At 49.7% G+C, this 15198-nt stretch carries 15 protein-coding genes; 6 read left to right on the forward strand and 9 right to left on the reverse strand.

Features of this window, described 5'->3' with window-relative positions:
• Positions 1 to 92 precede the first annotated feature (92 nt).
• The 4 genes from OXH18_RS08035 to OXH18_RS08050 are packed head-to-tail and all read right to left on the reverse strand — an operon-like array spanning position 93 to position 4460.
• On the reverse strand, positions 93 to 803 hold the full coding sequence (locus OXH18_RS08035; RefSeq protein WP_268611992.1) for a DUF4340 domain-containing protein: 711 nt from the start codon (positions 801 to 803) through the stop codon (positions 93 to 95).
• A 48-nt stretch (positions 804 to 851) separates the two neighbouring features.
• On the reverse strand, positions 852 to 2522 hold the full coding sequence (locus OXH18_RS08040) for a Gldg family protein (protein ID WP_268611993.1): 1671 nt from the start codon (positions 2520 to 2522) through the stop codon (positions 852 to 854).
• 39 nt (positions 2523 to 2561) lie between these two features.
• Positions 2562 to 3362 carry an ABC transporter permease gene (locus OXH18_RS08045; protein WP_268611994.1) on the reverse strand — a complete coding sequence of 267 codons (801 nt, stop codon included), beginning with the start codon at positions 3360 to 3362 and terminating at the stop codon, positions 2562 to 2564.
• Positions 3363 to 4460 carry an ABC transporter ATP-binding protein gene (locus tag OXH18_RS08050; protein ID WP_268611995.1) on the reverse strand — a complete coding sequence of 366 codons (1098 nt, stop codon included), beginning with the start codon at positions 4458 to 4460 and terminating at the stop codon, positions 3363 to 3365.
• Positions 4461 to 5106: 646 nt separating this feature from the next.
• Here OXH18_RS08050 and OXH18_RS08055 point away from each other — a divergent pair.
• Entirely contained in the window at positions 5107 to 5439 is a 333-nt protein-coding gene (locus OXH18_RS08055; protein WP_268611996.1) for a hypothetical protein, read from the forward strand.
• Here the strand turns inward: OXH18_RS08055 and OXH18_RS08060 are convergent.
• From OXH18_RS08060 to hydA, 3 genes are all read right to left on the reverse strand, one after another.
• The gene (locus OXH18_RS08060; RefSeq protein ID WP_268611997.1) at positions 5436 to 5963 is read right to left on the reverse strand and encodes a DoxX family protein; all 528 of its coding nucleotides are present in this window, start codon (positions 5961 to 5963) and stop codon (positions 5436 to 5438) included. The two genes, OXH18_RS08055 and OXH18_RS08060, sit on opposite strands and share 4 nt — an antisense overlap.
• Before the next feature lie 371 nt (positions 5964 to 6334).
• On the reverse strand, positions 6335 to 6580 hold the full coding sequence (locus OXH18_RS08065) for a hypothetical protein (protein WP_268608723.1): 246 nt from the start codon (positions 6578 to 6580) through the stop codon (positions 6335 to 6337).
• 435 nt (positions 6581 to 7015) lie between these two features.
• Entirely contained in the window at positions 7016 to 8428 is a 1413-nt protein-coding gene (hydA, locus tag OXH18_RS08070; RefSeq protein WP_268611998.1) for a dihydropyrimidinase, read from the reverse strand.
• 335 nt (positions 8429 to 8763) lie between these two features.
• Here hydA and OXH18_RS08075 point away from each other — a divergent pair, with 335 nt between their 5' ends.
• Positions 8764 to 10152 carry a metal-dependent hydrolase family protein gene (locus tag OXH18_RS08075; RefSeq protein WP_268611999.1) on the forward strand — a complete coding sequence of 463 codons (1389 nt, stop codon included), beginning with the start codon at positions 8764 to 8766 and terminating at the stop codon, positions 10150 to 10152.
• A 776-nt stretch (positions 10153 to 10928) separates the two neighbouring features.
• Positions 10929 to 11129 carry a hypothetical protein gene (locus OXH18_RS08080; protein WP_268612000.1) on the forward strand — a complete coding sequence of 67 codons (201 nt, stop codon included), beginning with the start codon at positions 10929 to 10931 and terminating at the stop codon, positions 11127 to 11129.
• Positions 11130 to 11154: 25 nt separating this feature from the next.
• On the opposite strand, the gene OXH18_RS08085 is transcribed toward OXH18_RS08080, so the two are convergent.
• A complete protein-coding gene (locus OXH18_RS08085; RefSeq protein WP_268612001.1) occupies positions 11155 to 11895 on the reverse strand; it encodes an ABC transporter ATP-binding protein in 741 nt (246 codons plus the stop codon).
• A gap of 105 nt (positions 11896 to 12000) precedes the next feature.
• Positions 12001 to 12225, reverse strand: a complete 225-nt coding sequence (locus OXH18_RS08090) for an indolepyruvate ferredoxin oxidoreductase subunit alpha (protein WP_106175432.1) — start codon at positions 12223 to 12225, stop codon at positions 12001 to 12003.
• 316 nt (positions 12226 to 12541) lie between these two features.
• On the opposite strand from OXH18_RS08090, the gene OXH18_RS08095 reads away from it, so the two are divergent.
• From OXH18_RS08095 to OXH18_RS08105, 3 genes are all read left to right on the forward strand, one after another.
• On the forward strand, positions 12542 to 13036 hold the full coding sequence (locus OXH18_RS08095; RefSeq protein ID WP_268612002.1) for a cupin domain-containing protein: 495 nt from the start codon (positions 12542 to 12544) through the stop codon (positions 13034 to 13036).
• A gap of 344 nt (positions 13037 to 13380) precedes the next feature.
• The gene (locus OXH18_RS08100; protein WP_268612003.1) at positions 13381 to 14082 is read left to right on the forward strand and encodes a rhomboid family intramembrane serine protease; all 702 of its coding nucleotides are present in this window, start codon (positions 13381 to 13383) and stop codon (positions 14080 to 14082) included.
• Positions 14083 to 14552: 470 nt separating this feature from the next.
• The gene (locus OXH18_RS08105; RefSeq protein WP_268612004.1) at positions 14553 to 15185 is read left to right on the forward strand and encodes a hypothetical protein; all 633 of its coding nucleotides are present in this window, start codon (positions 14553 to 14555) and stop codon (positions 15183 to 15185) included.
• Positions 15186 to 15198 lie beyond the last annotated feature (13 nt).

Here is a 15198-nt window from a genome sequence, read left to right on the forward strand (position 1 = left end):
ATCTGGCTTTCTGCTTCCGCTGGAAGCAGGGGTGGGGATGAGGGCAAATCCGACTTGAATTCTGACTTGAATTCAGCCACGCCGCTTTGTTATTACTCTGAATTGGCTGGGCTAGCTGGATCAGTGGGAGAAGGGCTGGCTTCTACTTCACTGGGCAATGGGCTGGGTGAAGCCTCCGGAGCGGCTGATTCGGTGGACGACGGGCTAGCGTCTGGGCTAGGAGTTGGACTAGATTCTGGACTGGTCTCCTCGGTAGCTTTCCAGTCTTCCCGTGGACGAATTACTGCATTTTCAAAATTTGGTGACACCAGAAACACCTGCAAATCTGCGTTCTCGTCTGCGGCTGGATCAACGAGCGCATAGAGAAAGCTGCGGTTAAAGTCATAGCCACCTAAAACCAGCCGATGAGTTTCCTGGTTGTCTAACGTCACATCCACCGTTGCCAACGGATCGTCCAAGCCAAAATCCGATCGCTCATTAGCTGAGATGGTGATCGATCGGGTACTTTCCGCCGCCGCCATTTGATTTAACAGAAATGCGATCGAAGCATCGCTCGCCCGTTGCTGTTCCGGTTCCAGCATTTGCCATTGTCCTTCCTCATTGCGCTCAAACCGAAAAGACTCCGATCGGTTTTCTAGCGTAAAAGATTGCACCTGAGCTTCTTGAAACGCAAACAAATCTTGCGGCTCACCCTCTGCCGTTTGCTCTGAGGAAGGCTGCTGCGTCTGCACCGTCAGAACCGTGATGCCCCCCAGTGCTAGCGCGGCTAACAATAGAAAAACGGTTGATTTTTTAATTTTCATCCCTCACCCTTATCATCTTTCGCGTATCGTCTTCCGCATTTGTCTAACTTATCGGCGCTTCCACCACACCCACAACGCTGCAATGAACCCGATCGCAGGCAGAATGGCGATTGAAACGGCCGCTGCACTGAGTTGCTGTTGCGGAGACATAATAATGCGGCGATTGGTGACTTCACGAGGGCGAATTGAAAGCAACTCATCATCCTGTTGACTCAGCCAACTGACCGAGTTGAGAAACACATCGCCATTTAACTGCTGCTCAAACACCCCATCGGCAGCAAACCCCGCGTTGCCAATTACCACTAACCGGGACTGAGGTGCCGTTGATTCGCTGGCGGTTGAGTCAGGTTCTGGACTGGGGCTAACTTCCGGGCTAGCCTCTGGAGAAGGGCTAGGACTGGCTTCTGCCTCAGGGGTAGCGGCTTCAGCGTCGGCAACCGTGCGACTGAGGGCAAGACCCAAGTTAAAAGGGCCTCTAGGATCGGTGTTGGGGTCAAACTCCAAGGCTCCCGATTCCCCCAAACGATGTGCCTCTGTACGCTCGCTGGTAATTAGCAACGAGACCGATTCCACATCGCTAATAGGCTGTGTCTCCAGAGGACGAGCCAGCGGATAGAAGGAAATACCGTTGCCAAACCCACGGGTAATTGGGTGATCGCCATACTGATTCACGATCGTCACGGCAGGCCCCAACCCCGACGCCTGACCAGCCGGATCGATGATAATCCGATCGCTCAAGCGCACGCCCCACCGATCTAGCAGTGGGTTCAAACCAAAATCTGTTTGGGCTGCATTTGGCTCGCCTTGGGGATCGATCAACAGCAGCACACCACCTTTCCCTTGCAAATAGGTGTCGATCGCCTGCACTTCCCGCTCTAATAGTGGTCGTTGAGGAGCCGCAATAATTAATACCGCAGCATCTTCTGGAATCACCGGATTTTCTGCCAACGACAGCGGCTCTAAGGTATAGCCCACATCCGTCAGACTAGCTCTAGCCTGTGAGAAACCGCCTTGCCCTGGTTCCAACGAACGTTCTCCATGTCCTTGCAGAAAATAGACCGCTTGCGGCTGGGTGTTGGTGAGTTGCAGCAAGCCATTGGTCAGTTTTCGTTCAGACAGGCGCTCTTGCGTATTAATGGTTTGAATGTAACGGCGGGTTTCCCCAGCTTCTAGATACACCTCACCAAACGACTGCACTCCAAACTGCTGAGCAATACCGGGTTCAGCTTGTGGATCAATGAACTCATAGCTGAACTGATCGTTTTGGCGACGATAGTTTCGCAGTAGTTCTTCATCTATTGGATCGGCACTTGACGTAAAGATAACGGCTTTTACTGGCTGCTGTAACTGCTGTGCCACCAGTTGCGATTGTGGTGCCAGGGTAAAAATTTTGTTTTCAGTCAAGTCGATACGAGTCGCTTGCCGAGCCGCCAAAAAGTTCACCAATCCTAGAATAATGAGGACTGCCAAGGTGGCAATCAAGGCATTTGTACCTTCTTGGGTAGAGCGTCGTCCCCAGAAGCCCTTTTGATTAGGCCCTTCTAAAATCAGCCAAGCGATCGCTAACGCCAGTCCAGCGCCAATCAGTCCGACAGGTATTCCTTGCCAACCAGCGATCGCGCCAGCGGTCAGCCCCATGATGATGAGGACTGGACTTAGCCAGAAAAGGTATTTCCAGTTCAAAGCGTTCCAGTTGAAGGTGCTGAATTTCTGTTTCATGAGGGTCAGGGGGTAGGAAATGAGGAGTGGGGAGTGGGGTTAGGAGCGTTGATAGCGGAGGGTTTCGATCGATTGGGCGGTAAGAAACAGCCCTAGGATGATATAGCTGATAAACAGAATGACGCTGCTGCTGTCGAGAATGCCTTGGGTGAGATTGTTGTAGTTCTTGATTAGCGACAGGTGCGTGAGGGCATCACCGATCGGACCACCAATTCCTTCGGCTACTAAATCTACCACCCAGAGGAACAAAATCAACGCAAAGGTGAGAATGGCGGCCAGAATGGTGCTGTCGGTCAAGGAAGAAATAAACATCCCTAATGACAGAATGGCGGCAGCCATTAAAATTAACCCCAGATGGCCTAATAAAAAGACGTTGGGTTGAATCGGTGGATCGGCGGCGCTGAGGGCAATTCCTTCATAGATCAGCAAGGGCAATACCATCGTCACGAAAAAGGTGAGTACGCCCAGCAATTTGCCCAAGGCTACGGCCCAGTTAGTAACAGGAGAGGTAGCCAAAAGCTCTAACGTACCGCGCTTGCGCTCTTCTGTGTAGAGTCCCATCGACAACACGGGCAGCACAAATAACGCCAACGATCCAAGCACGCCCAAAAAGTAATTGAGAAATTGATAGGCTACATCGATCGGCGGGTCAGTCACGCCCAATTGGTCACGCAAGGCCGCCTGAGCAATCAATCCTTGCGGGCCGAGCAAAATGGCCACAAAGAAGAAGCCGCTCAAGAGCCAAAACACACCTGCAATCACGTAGGCGAACGGCGAAGCGAAGTAGCTTTGTAGTTCTTTGCGATAAATGGCGACAATGTTAGCAATAACTGTGCGCATCTAAGCGTCTTCTCCTCCAGACGGATGGGTTGATTCAGGTACCAGCGTGGGACTGGTCGTGGGGGTGGTTTGAGCCGCCTCTACCACCGAGTCAGAAGCGGGACTGGCAGAGTCTACCGCTGGTTCCGTATGGATAGTTTTTTCGGCATCGATCGGCTTTTCTTCGGTGGTTAATTCCAGGAACACATCTTCCAAACTAGCCTGCACACGCCGCATTTCGTAGAGTCCCAACCCCGACTTGACCACGATCGCCGCAATGTTTCGGCCTAAGTCTTGCCCCGGCTCTAGGCTAATGCGCAGCTTATGGCGATGCTCCGGTAAATATTGATTAGACAATTGTTCCACCCCTCTCACACCCGCTAAGCGCTGTAGATAGGTGGTGAGGTTAACAATATTGCCCTCCACTTCCAGTTCATAGCCCGTACCTTCTGTCAACTGCTGCAACAGTTCCTCCGGGGTGTTGGTGGCCACCACTTCGCCGCGATTGATGATAGCAACGCGGTTGCAGGTCATACTCACTTCTGGCAAAATATGTGTGGAAAGAATAATCGTATGTTCGCCTGCCAAGCTTTTGATCAAGTTGCGCACTTCGATAATCTGACGCGGATCAAGTCCGACGGTGGGTTCATCCAGAATGATGGCAGGTGGGTCGTGAACGATCGCTTGGGCAATGCCCACTCGCTGACGGAACCCCTTCGAGAGTTTGCGTATTAGCGTCTGTCGTCTTTCCTGCAAGTTGCACCGCTGTATGGCCGACTGCACTCGGTTGGCGCGATCGCCTGCTGCCACTCCTTTAATGCGGGCAACAAAATGCAGAAACCCTTCCACCGTCATATCGGGATACAGCGGCGGCGTTTCAGGCAAATAGCCAATGTGCTTGCGAACCGCCATTGAGTCTTCATGCACATCAAACCCAGCAATTCGCGCTGTTCCACTAGTAGCGGGCAAATAGCCGGTCAAGATCCGCATCGTTGTCGTTTTGCCAGCGCCGTTGGGGCCTAAGAATCCAAGAATTTCTCCTTTCTCGACGGAGAAGGTGACATCTTTGATCGCAGGCGCAGATCCGTACCGTTTGCTGAGATGTTCGACTTCAATCATTGTTGAAATGGTGAGCAGTCAAAGGTTTAATGAGCACGTCTTAAAGAAGATTCAAGCCAGGATAGGGGCAGTCCGAAGTAATTGCAGAAGTAATTGCGATCGATCAAGACTCCGTTTATCCAGTACCAGCAAATAATCTTAATCTATGTAACTCAATTTGCGGTCGATCGCCCATCGTAGACGATCGCAGTGAATTGTAGCGAAAACAACCGTAATTGTGTTGGGGTGATCTAGTCTAGCCGTATCCAAACGCGAAGCTAGCTTCATGGGTTAATGTTGCGTTTTCTCAAGCAGGGTTTCAAGCTTGTTACACAAAAATCTGCATAAAAATAGCCTGCAATCTAGATTTGACAGGGATCACAGGCTAATGGCTTTTATTCTAATGAAAGACAAGACGTTAAGTGTTCTTGCAGCTTTGCCCAAATGGCGAGAGTCCAAACTTCAATAGAAATAACGGCATTGCGTGGCAACGATCAACGCTGACGTTTGATCCAGACGTTTTGATCCAAAAGACGGGAAGTTCACCTGTTACAGTTAGCGGATCGCTTGTTCGGTTAAACCGCTAGAGCAACCTTCATCCAACTCATCCGTCAAGCCATCTGTTGTTGCCATGAATGCTAGCAGACGAGTTAGAAGCAATCCACCAATGAATTGGTATTCCCAACTAACACAATTGATTCTGAGCTTCTATCGAGAAGATCCGGCCCAACTTCAACGGCTAGAGTTCCTCCACCGCTGCAAAGTTTCTAGACGCTGGGGAGTGGTACGGATTCACTGTAGAGACTCTGAGACCGCGAACCTGGCGATCGCCGCTAGCTACCTGCTGAAAGAACCCATGGTGCAATTGCGACTAGCACAGGAAATCAAGGTTTTTGCAAAGGGAGAGGTTGTTCAGACCTTACCAATCGCGTCGCCTAAATTGAGGCCACAGTTTTGGATGAAGTGGGCAACCCCCACCCGACAGCGGTACGCCTCCTAGCGCTCAACGGCTACTTCCTGAGCTTCCGTCATAGCAAGGGTTGCAGAAGCCACCGAGGGAGTTCCGATCGCCGCATTCAGCCACCCACCTAATAGCGCATCCACCGAGAACAAGCCTGCCCCATTGATCAAGAAGAACAGGAAGCAGGCTGCATACAGCATGGACAATTCCAGGTAGGGAATGCTGAGTCCAGCGACCTTGACATGATGATACATCGCTACCAACATGGTGCTGAATAGCCCAGCAGCAGCCGGCCGAGTGAACAATCCCAGGGCCAACAGGGGAGCACCAATCAGTTCGGTGTAGGCAGCTACGTAACTAAAGAAAATTGGAAAAGGAAGACCGATCACTTCAACATATGCCTGGGCGAAGCTTTCGATGTTACCGAGCTTGTCTAAGCCGTTGTGAATCATGACAACACCCGCAACCACACGCAGAATCGTCCAAGCGGCTTGAGACCAATAGTTGGGGGTTAAATTGGGTCTGAGGACAGCCGTCGCCAGAGTAGTAAGACGCTGAGCCATGTTCATTGTCCGTCCGTTAAAAAATGATGAGTGCTTTCATTAAGAAATATAACAAATTTTAATGGCTGTAAAGGGGTTCAACCGCAAACTTTGTCAGTGTTTTTGCGATTTCTTAGAAATTTATCTGCCCTGATGTAGATACTTCAAGCTAAATGTAGTTTTGCAAACATAATGGTCTGGCTATCCTGTGAGGGACATGAGCTTATGCTGCTCTGTTGGCGATCGCGGCTTACCCGCCTTCGCATGATGCATAGGATTGATAGGGAGTTGGGAGTCGGGAGTGGATGCATCCCAGTGCGGCCCTAACCCTATATTTCTCTCCGACGGCTGGGCGAGGGACTTCAATCCGACTCCCCATTCCCGCTCACCTCCTATCGATCGACATAGCGTTTATAGATGCGCATAATCTCTCCGGGTTCTCGCACCGTGGCTTGTTGAATCTGGGCATAGGGCAAGGCCCGCGACCAGTTTTCCACGCGGCAGTAGCCACAGTGATACAGGTGGGCAATCTCAGCCGCTACGTCTTCGGGTTGTCCAATCATCAAGATTTTGACGGCGCGGCGCTTGCTTCTGACCGATCGCGCGTCTCCCGATGGAATATCAATGAAGTCAGCCATAGCGAAAACTCCTAGTTTCAGATGAGGAAACTAGAAGCCAAATTCGATCGCCGTTGCAGCAAGATCTGTCAGCCAGGAGAAGGGTATAATTTCTCCTAGCCTTAGACCGGGCTTGATCCGGTTTAAGGTTAGCTGGTTAGGGTCGTTGGTAGCTTCCCTAATCAGCGCCTAGAACTTAGCTTCTAGGGTTGACGTTGATGCGATGACTACCTTTGACAGAGAAAAAGATAGCCTCGATTCCTGAGGCTATCACTTTGCTATGAAATAATCAAGTTATTTGTGAACAATCTAATGAAGCGGCGACTGACTATCTAGGAAGGAATAGCTAGGAAGGAATAGAGGAAAGAGAGGATAAACAATGAAGAGTAGAAAGAATAAAAGATAAGAAAAACCAAACATCTTCCCACTCCCGATTCCCCACTCCCTACTCTCCACCTACAGCACTCGCCCAGAGGCAGATCGTTTCTGAAACCGTCCCGCCCCAGTAGAACCCAGCCATTGATCGCCATCAACGATCAGTTGACCACGCAGAAATACCTTTTTCACTTTGCCCGTTACCGACCGTCCTTCATAGAGTGAGTAATCCACGTTGGAGTGATGAGTGCTGGCGCTGAGGGTATGCACTTGCGTGGGATCAAACAGCACCAGATCGGCATCACTGCCCACGGCGATCGTGCCTTTGCGTGGAAATAGCCCAAACATCTTCGCAGGAGCCGTTGCCGTCAGTTGCACAAACCGATTTAGGGTAATTTTGTTGCCGTGTACTCCACCGTCAAATAGCAGCGGAATCCGCAGTTCAACACCCGGTGCGCCGTTGGGAATTTGCTCAAAGTTATCGCGCCCCAGTTGTTTGGAGCGGTTGATGCCATAGGGGTTTTCGTTGAAGCAAAAGGGACAGTGATCGGTGGAAACCACCTGCAAATCATCAAATCGGAGTCCGCGCCATAGGGCATGTTGACATTCGTGTTCGCGCAATGGTGGCGTCATCACATATTTCGCAGCTTCAAATCCCGGTCGATCGTACTCCTCAATGGTTAGAAACAGATAGTGGGGACAGGTTTCGGCAAAGGCAGGAATGCCGCGATCGCGAGCTTCTACAATGGAATCAAGGGCTTCTTTAGCCGACAAATGCACCATATACACCGGCACTTCCGCGAGTTCGGCTAGGCGAATGGCGCGATGGGTGGCTTCGGCTTCCATGATGCGCGGTCGGGTCAGGGCATGATATTTAGGAGAGGTGTTGCCCTGCGCTAAGGCTTCTTCGATTAAAACTTGAATCACTTCGCCGTTTTCGGCATGAACTGTCACCATGCCACCCTGCGAGCCAACCGTTCGCATCGATCGAAAAATTTCGGCATCGCTGACCATCAACACACCTGGATAAGCCATAAACATTTTGAAGCTGGAAATACCATCTTGATTAATCAGATCGGGTAATTCAGACAGCGTTTCTGGGGTGACATCGGTGAGAATGATGTGAAAACTGTAGTCCACGCAGGCTTGTGGTTCCGCTAGGGCTAACCGTCGATCGAGGGCTTGCTTGGGCGATTCGCCTTTTTTCTGCAAGGCAAAATCGATGATTGTGGTAGTTCCGCCAAACGCCGCCGATCGAGTTCCAGTTTCGTAGGTATCGCAGGTTTGCGCCATTCCCAGGTCAAATTCCATATGCGTGTGCACATCCACACCCCCTGGCATCACCAACAACCCAGCAGCATCGTGAAGAATGGCTGTCTCTGAGGTAATTTCGCGGGCGATCGTGTCAATACATCCATCCCGAATTAGGATATCTGCGTCGTAATCATCCACAGCGGTAACAATGCGTCCCCCTTTTATCAGCACCTCAGTCATGAACATTTCCCCCAGAATGTAATAATGCGGATTCTGAATTGTACTCTGCCTCCATGATTTAGGCAGAGATCAGTAGAATGTGACGAAATGCAACACCCTTTGAACGCAACACAATTCTGACGTGCAGAAGTACATAAGATGTATATCAGTCGATCGCCTTAGACCAACGAACAAAGACGGCTAGCTTACAAAATGTAAAGAGTGTTTATGGCAAACAAGGGGCACTGATAAACTCTGGTAAGCCTGTACAAGAGGTTTCAAGGCTGAGTTTTAACCCTGGGTATTTCAATGAACGAATTAATTTTTGAACATGCTGTGTATATAAGGATACCCACATGCGGTTGCATTACTCGATTGTCTTAGGAACTCTGCTGCTACTGCTAACTGGATTTATTACACAAACAGGATTTGCGCAAGGTCAATCATCTACTGAAACCCAAAGCCAGGAACTTACCAGCGTCTTGTTCGAGAATGTGCGAATCTTTGATGGCATTTCTGAGCAACTGTCTGCCCCCTCCAATGTGTTAGTAGCAGGCAACAAAATTCAAACCATTTCTACTGCATCAATTGCTGCACCCGAAAGCGGCGTTACCCGCATTAATGGTGAGGGGCGGGTGCTGATGCCCGGACTGATTGATGCCCATGTTCACCTAATTATGGAAACGACCCCTGTCGAGCAACTCCTCTCTCCCGATACTTCTGTGGAAACGGTGTTCAAGCAAGGGGAGGCAAACGCCACAGCCATGTTGATGCGGGGATTCACCAGTGCCCGTGATGTGGCGGGGCCGGTGTTTCAGTTAAAGCGATCGATCGATCGGGGGGATGTGGTTGGGCCGCGCATCTGGCCATCAGGGGCAATGATTTCGCAAACGGCCGGACACGGTGATTTCCGTTCCCTCACAGAGATTCCGAGAACCCCGTCTAGCCCGCTCAGCCGCGCAGAACAATACGGAGTGGGGGCGATCGCCGATGGTGTGGATGAAGTCCTCCGTAAAACCCGCGAGCAACTGATGCAGGGAGCTAGTCAGATCAAGCTGGCAGCAGGTGGCGGCGTAGCCTCAGCTTATGATCCATTAGATGCCAGCCAGTACACGGAAGCCGAGTTTAAAGCGGCTGTGGATGCGGCTGCAAACTGGAATACCTATGTGACCATCCATGCCTATACCCCTACTGCGATTCAAACAGCCATTCGGGCTGGTGTGAAGTGCGTTGAACATGGTCAATTAATGGATGAGGAAACCGCTCGGTTGATGGCAGAGAAGGGCGTTTGGTTGAGTATACAGCCATTTCTGGACGATGAAGATGCCAATCCCTATCCAGAAGGTTCTGAGAATCGGGCAAAGCAACTTCAGGTGGCAACAGGAACCGACAACGCCTACAACCTGGCGAAAAAATACAACCTCAAAACGGCCTGGGGTACGGATAACTTATACAGTGCCCAAGGAGCCGCTCGTCGGGGGGCAAAACTGGCAAAACTGGTGCGCTGGTACACGCCTGCTGAAGTGCTACGGATGGCAACGAGTAGCAATGCTGAATTATTAGCCATGTCTGGGCCGCGCAATCCCTATCCCGGCAAGTTGGGGGTTGTGGAAGAGGGAGCATTGGCGGATCTGCTGCTGGTAGATGGCAATCCGCTGGAGAACATTCAGTTGATTGAAGATCCAGCCAAGAATTTTGTGGTGATCATGAAAGACGGCAAAATTTACCAGAATCTTCTCAATTAATTGCAGCGAATCGTAGATTCATCGGGATTGTAATTTTTTGAGTGCGACCGTCTCAGTCGCGTCCCTGAACCGAAGGCAATCTGCGATCGAGACGATCGCACCGACACAACATTATGGACATATCCGATTCAATCGGATTGTTTTTCGGGTAGTCACAAGCTTTGATTCAGGTAAAACCTGGATCTATTCAATATCTTTTTGAGTTTTGCCGTCTATTCCCTGTTCACCATGATTCACGTATCCAAGTATTTTAGTGCGATCGCCCGTTCGCTTGCCCTGGTTACCACCAGCCTCGCTCTATTTTTGAGTGTAGCTGATGGCGGTGGGAGGAACTGTGGGTGCCAGTCCTTAGCAAGGCGGAGCGGTTTCGGTCAATGGAGGCGGTGTTGTTGCTCGTAACGACAGCAGCCCAGAAGGATGGCAGGTCAGGGTGATTTTGACTCAGTCCTTTTGAACTGGGATAGAGGCATCCAAAGTCTTCATTTCCAGTTTGATTTAATTTGCAAGCCTAGCCAATGCAGAAGACTTTGATATGTTTTACACTTCAATGACTTCAGAACATGATACACGCTTAATCCCAAACCAGGGACTACTGATCGTACCAAAGCACAACACTCAGCAGGATCTCTAAAAGTACCCTTGAGGGGAATGGCAGTCAAAATGATGTTCTGTAGTATGGAAATCAAATGTTAAACAAACAAAATCACCATCACTATAACTATCACTGAAGCATTCCTTCACCGTTATTTTTACCATACGTTAGGGAGAAATTAAAGATGTTTCGATGTGTTCGAGATTGCATACGAAGAAGATTAGGACGGTGGGCAGCCATTTCTCTGGTTTTTTTCATCGCTGCATTACTTGCAACTGGGGGAAATGCCATACTGGCCGCCGCTATTGCCGGAGTCACGTTGGGTGTCGGAACATTGACCATTGCTGCAAACTGTTACTTACAGTGCCGTCCTCAAGTGGGATAACGCATCAGGGGCAAGGGATTAGAGATTAAGCGTTGCCTAACGTGCGCCCGCCCCCCAAATACAGTTCTCCCACCTTAGGGTCATTTAGCAACGCTAGCCCTGGACCTTCAAATCGATCGCGTCCGGCTTCCAAAACATAGCCGCGATCGGCCATTGCCAACGCTTTGCGAGCATTCTGCTCTACCAAAATAATCGAAATTCCCTCTTGGTTGATGCGCTGAATCAATTCAAATACGCTATTCACCAGTACCGGAGACAGGGCCGCCGACGGTTCATCTAAAATTAGCAAACTCGGTTGCAGCATCAGCGCCCGCCCCATTGCCAGTTGTTGCCGTTCTCCTCCGGATAGCGTCCCTGCGCGTTGACGGCGTCGTTCCAACAAGCGGGGAAACAGATCAAAAATGCGATCTTTTGCTTGTTTCAGCGAACCACTGCGAATAAACGCTCCCATCTCTAAGTTTTCTTCCACGGTGAGGGATGGAAACACATTAGCGATTTGCGGCACATAGCACATGCCCCGTTGCACAATTTGGTTTGGTCTCAGCCCCACAATATCGTTGCCATTGAAGCGGATGCTGCCTTGATGGGGTGTCAGTAGCCCAAACACTGTCTTCGCCAGCGTGGACTTCCCCGCTCCATTCGGCCCAATCACAACGACTAACTCGCCGGGATAGAGCTTGAAATTAACTCCCTGGAGGATATCCAAATCCTTGACATACCCCGCATAAACATCTTCAACCTGTAATAGAGGAACACGATCGGACATAGCAAGAAACGGGAAAGGACAAAAGCGAAAGGCTAAAAATAGAGCGTCACGCTTTAAATTTATCCTTTATCTCTCGTCCTTCAGTCTTGGTTTACTCAAGTTTATTCAAGGTGTATTTTGCAGGTCTGGGCGTTCTTCCGGAACGATCGCTCCTTCAACGGGGCAGACTTGCAAGCAAATACCACAGTCAATGCAGGTGGCAAAGTCAATCCAGTACCAATCTGTACCTTTAGTGTTTTTGCCCGGGCCGTCGTGAATGCAAGCAACGGGGCAGGCATCTACGCAATCGGCAACGCCCTCACAAGTGTTTGTAACGATCGTATGTGGCATAGGGTTCTCTCTTCAATCGGCAATGCCTAATAGTTGCTAGATTTATAATGTCTAAATGACTAGACAGTCAGAGTGTCTAGACTAGCAGCCTAACGCTATTTCAGCACCATTTCAACGCTCTACTCCAACAATAGCGGGTGAATGCGGTTCACTGCCAAAAAATCTGGCGTTGCTGATTGGATGGATTTTGTCAGGGCGTTTCGCGAAATGCCCTAACAGTGACAGTGACACTCTTTGGACTTAGAGACACAATGGGTTCTGAGAGCTAAAGAAGGCATATGAGTGTGTAACAGTTCTGAGTTGTAAGAGGTGTTCAATGTCTATTGATGAAAATCTATCTGCCACTACTGCCCCTGCATCCGAACAAATACCTGAGCACACTGCACCGGAAAAATTTGCGAAAAATCTGCCAGAAATCATTACTGTTCGTCCTGACGCCGAGACTTTAACTCGTCAACACTTACCCTATTTTGTTGGTATTTCGCAGGCAACTGCTGGAGCTAAGGGCATTGCGATGAATCTGGTCATCATTCCACCGGGTGGTTCGGCGAAGCCGCATTTCCACCGAGATTATGAAACTGCGATTTATCTAGTGAAGGGACGGGTGGAAACCCGCTATGGGCACGGATTGAAGCAAACTATCATCAATGAACCAGGTGATTTTATTTTTATTCCTCCGGGCGTTCCACATCAGCCGTTTAATTTAAGTGACACGGAGCCAGCCCACGCGATCGTGGCTCGCAATGATCCCAATGAACAAGAAAATGTTGTGTTGTATGATGCAACTGCAAAGATTGAAATAGATTCATGAAAGGCCCACTATCTTACTCATCACTGTGCTCATCACTTTTAGGTCACATTGATGCGTTAGATTGAAGACTGGGGAAGACTGTCACATTTGTCGCCCTCACCTCAATGTCACTCTTAAAGAGCGAGGGGACTCGATCTGGGTTCCCTACTCACCGCCTAGGAGAAGAGGTTGGGGAATGAGGGGAAACTTGCAACTGTGACATTCCCCGATGGACAGTGAGGCAGAAATGCGATCGAGTTTGAGGAGCCGCTTCCGGTTTGTTCAGTCTGTGCCTTCAATTGTTCTGCCTGTTTGATACGCTAACCATAGCGACGCACTAAACCCAAGTTCAGAGGAAAACAAGAGTGGTTCCCCTACGCGATGACAATCCAGTCAGCATTACACCGATCGTTACCTACGCCATCATTGCTATTAACATCGTTGTGTTTGTGTATGAACTTAGCCTGTCGCCTCAGCAACTTGAAAGTTTGTTTCAAACCTATGCGCTTGTACCCCAAGATCTGACCGTCGCGCTGCAAAGTGGGGACGCTGGACAAATTATCGCGCAATCGCTGACCTTAATTACCTCTCAATTTTTGCACGGAGGTTTTTTGCATATTGGCGGCAACATGCTGTTTTTGTGGGTATTTGGTAACAATATCGAGGATCAGTTAGGACATGTTCGATTTCTAATTTTTTACTTGCTGTGTGGGGCGTTAGCCGGCCTAGCACAGTGGTTTTTCTCGATAGACTCTCCGATTCCCACCCTGGGAGCTAGTGGTGCGATCGCTGGGGTCTTGGGAGCCTATATCCTTCGCTTTCCGCGAGCTAGAATTTTAACCCTTGTGCCGTTGGGATTCTTTCTCACCACCTTTCGCATTCCAGCGATTTTCTTTCTGGGCTTTTGGTTTTTTCAACAAGCACTCTACAGCATCGCGAGTTTGCAAGCCACAGCCGATATGGGAAGTGGTGGTGTGGCCTATTGGGCCCATGCTGGTGGCTTTGTATTTGGAGCCATTCTCGGCCCCATATTTGGGTTGTTCTCCTCTAAAACTCCCTATTCTTAGGCAAAAACTTTAGAAAATCATTTTTACGTCACATTTGCGCGAAATACTGAGGGTAAGAAGACATATTTGGAGAATCAGGTGAAGTTGCGCTGTTCGGCGTCTGTCAAAAGATCCCAAGGCTGGTTCTATCTTCACACTGAGACATCGATCGTCACGTTATTGATTCGTTCACTGAAAGCTTTTATTCACTGAGAGACATCAATGGCGATCGGTCACTGCAATGGGTCAATTGGCTGGGTTGCGGATTCCTGCTTGTGGGTTACTCCATCCATCTTCTCGCCCTAAGTATCGGACCATGGGGTTCAGGTTTTAGTATCTGAATCGCGACCAACGCAGCCCTGACCACTGCTTGATTTTCCAATTTCATTGTCTGTTGTCATTATCTGCACTAGATCGCAGTTCCTGAAGGCGATCGAGTGCTCTTTCATCCATTGACGTATTCATTGACGCAGTTGATTCCGGAGCCTATTATGACTTGTCTAATCAATCGGAAACGTTACAACTATCTCGCTAGTTTATTGGGTGTAGCGACCCTGTCCGTTTTAATATCTACGTCGGTTCAGGCACAAACAACCGATCCCGATGTCTCTGCACCCTCAACATCTGCCAGCGATTTACAACCTGTGGCTCAAAGCCTAGAGGAACCCACCGATACTCAGGGCGTACCAATCGCTCAGCAAATTGCCCCCGGTCGGGCTACTCGATCGGGACCCAGCTACATTGGGATTGGCGGTAACATTGGATTTGGCGGAGATACGGCCCTTGGCGAAGGCAGCTTTGTGGTATTCAGCAAAGTGGGGCTGACGCCCAATTTCTCCTTGCGTCCGGGTGTAGCCATTAATGACGATCCAACAGTGCTGATTCCTGTGACAGTTGATTTCCCAGTCGATCCGATCAGCGAAACTGTTCCATTTGATGTAGCCCCTTATGTGGGCGGCGGCGTTGCTATTTCTACTGGAAGCGACAGCTTGGTAAGACCGTTGATCACAGGCGGATTAGATGTGCCTTTGTCAGAGCAATTCACTGCCAATGCGAACGTCAATGTTGCTTTCTTCCGCGATACCGAAGTGGGACTGATTTTGGGAGTGGGTTATAACTTCTAGGTGAATTCTAGGT

This window comes from Thermocoleostomius sinensis A174 (assembly GCF_026802175.1).
GTDB classification, from domain to species: Bacteria; Cyanobacteriota; Cyanobacteriia; order Elainellales; family Elainellaceae; genus Thermocoleostomius; species Thermocoleostomius sinensis.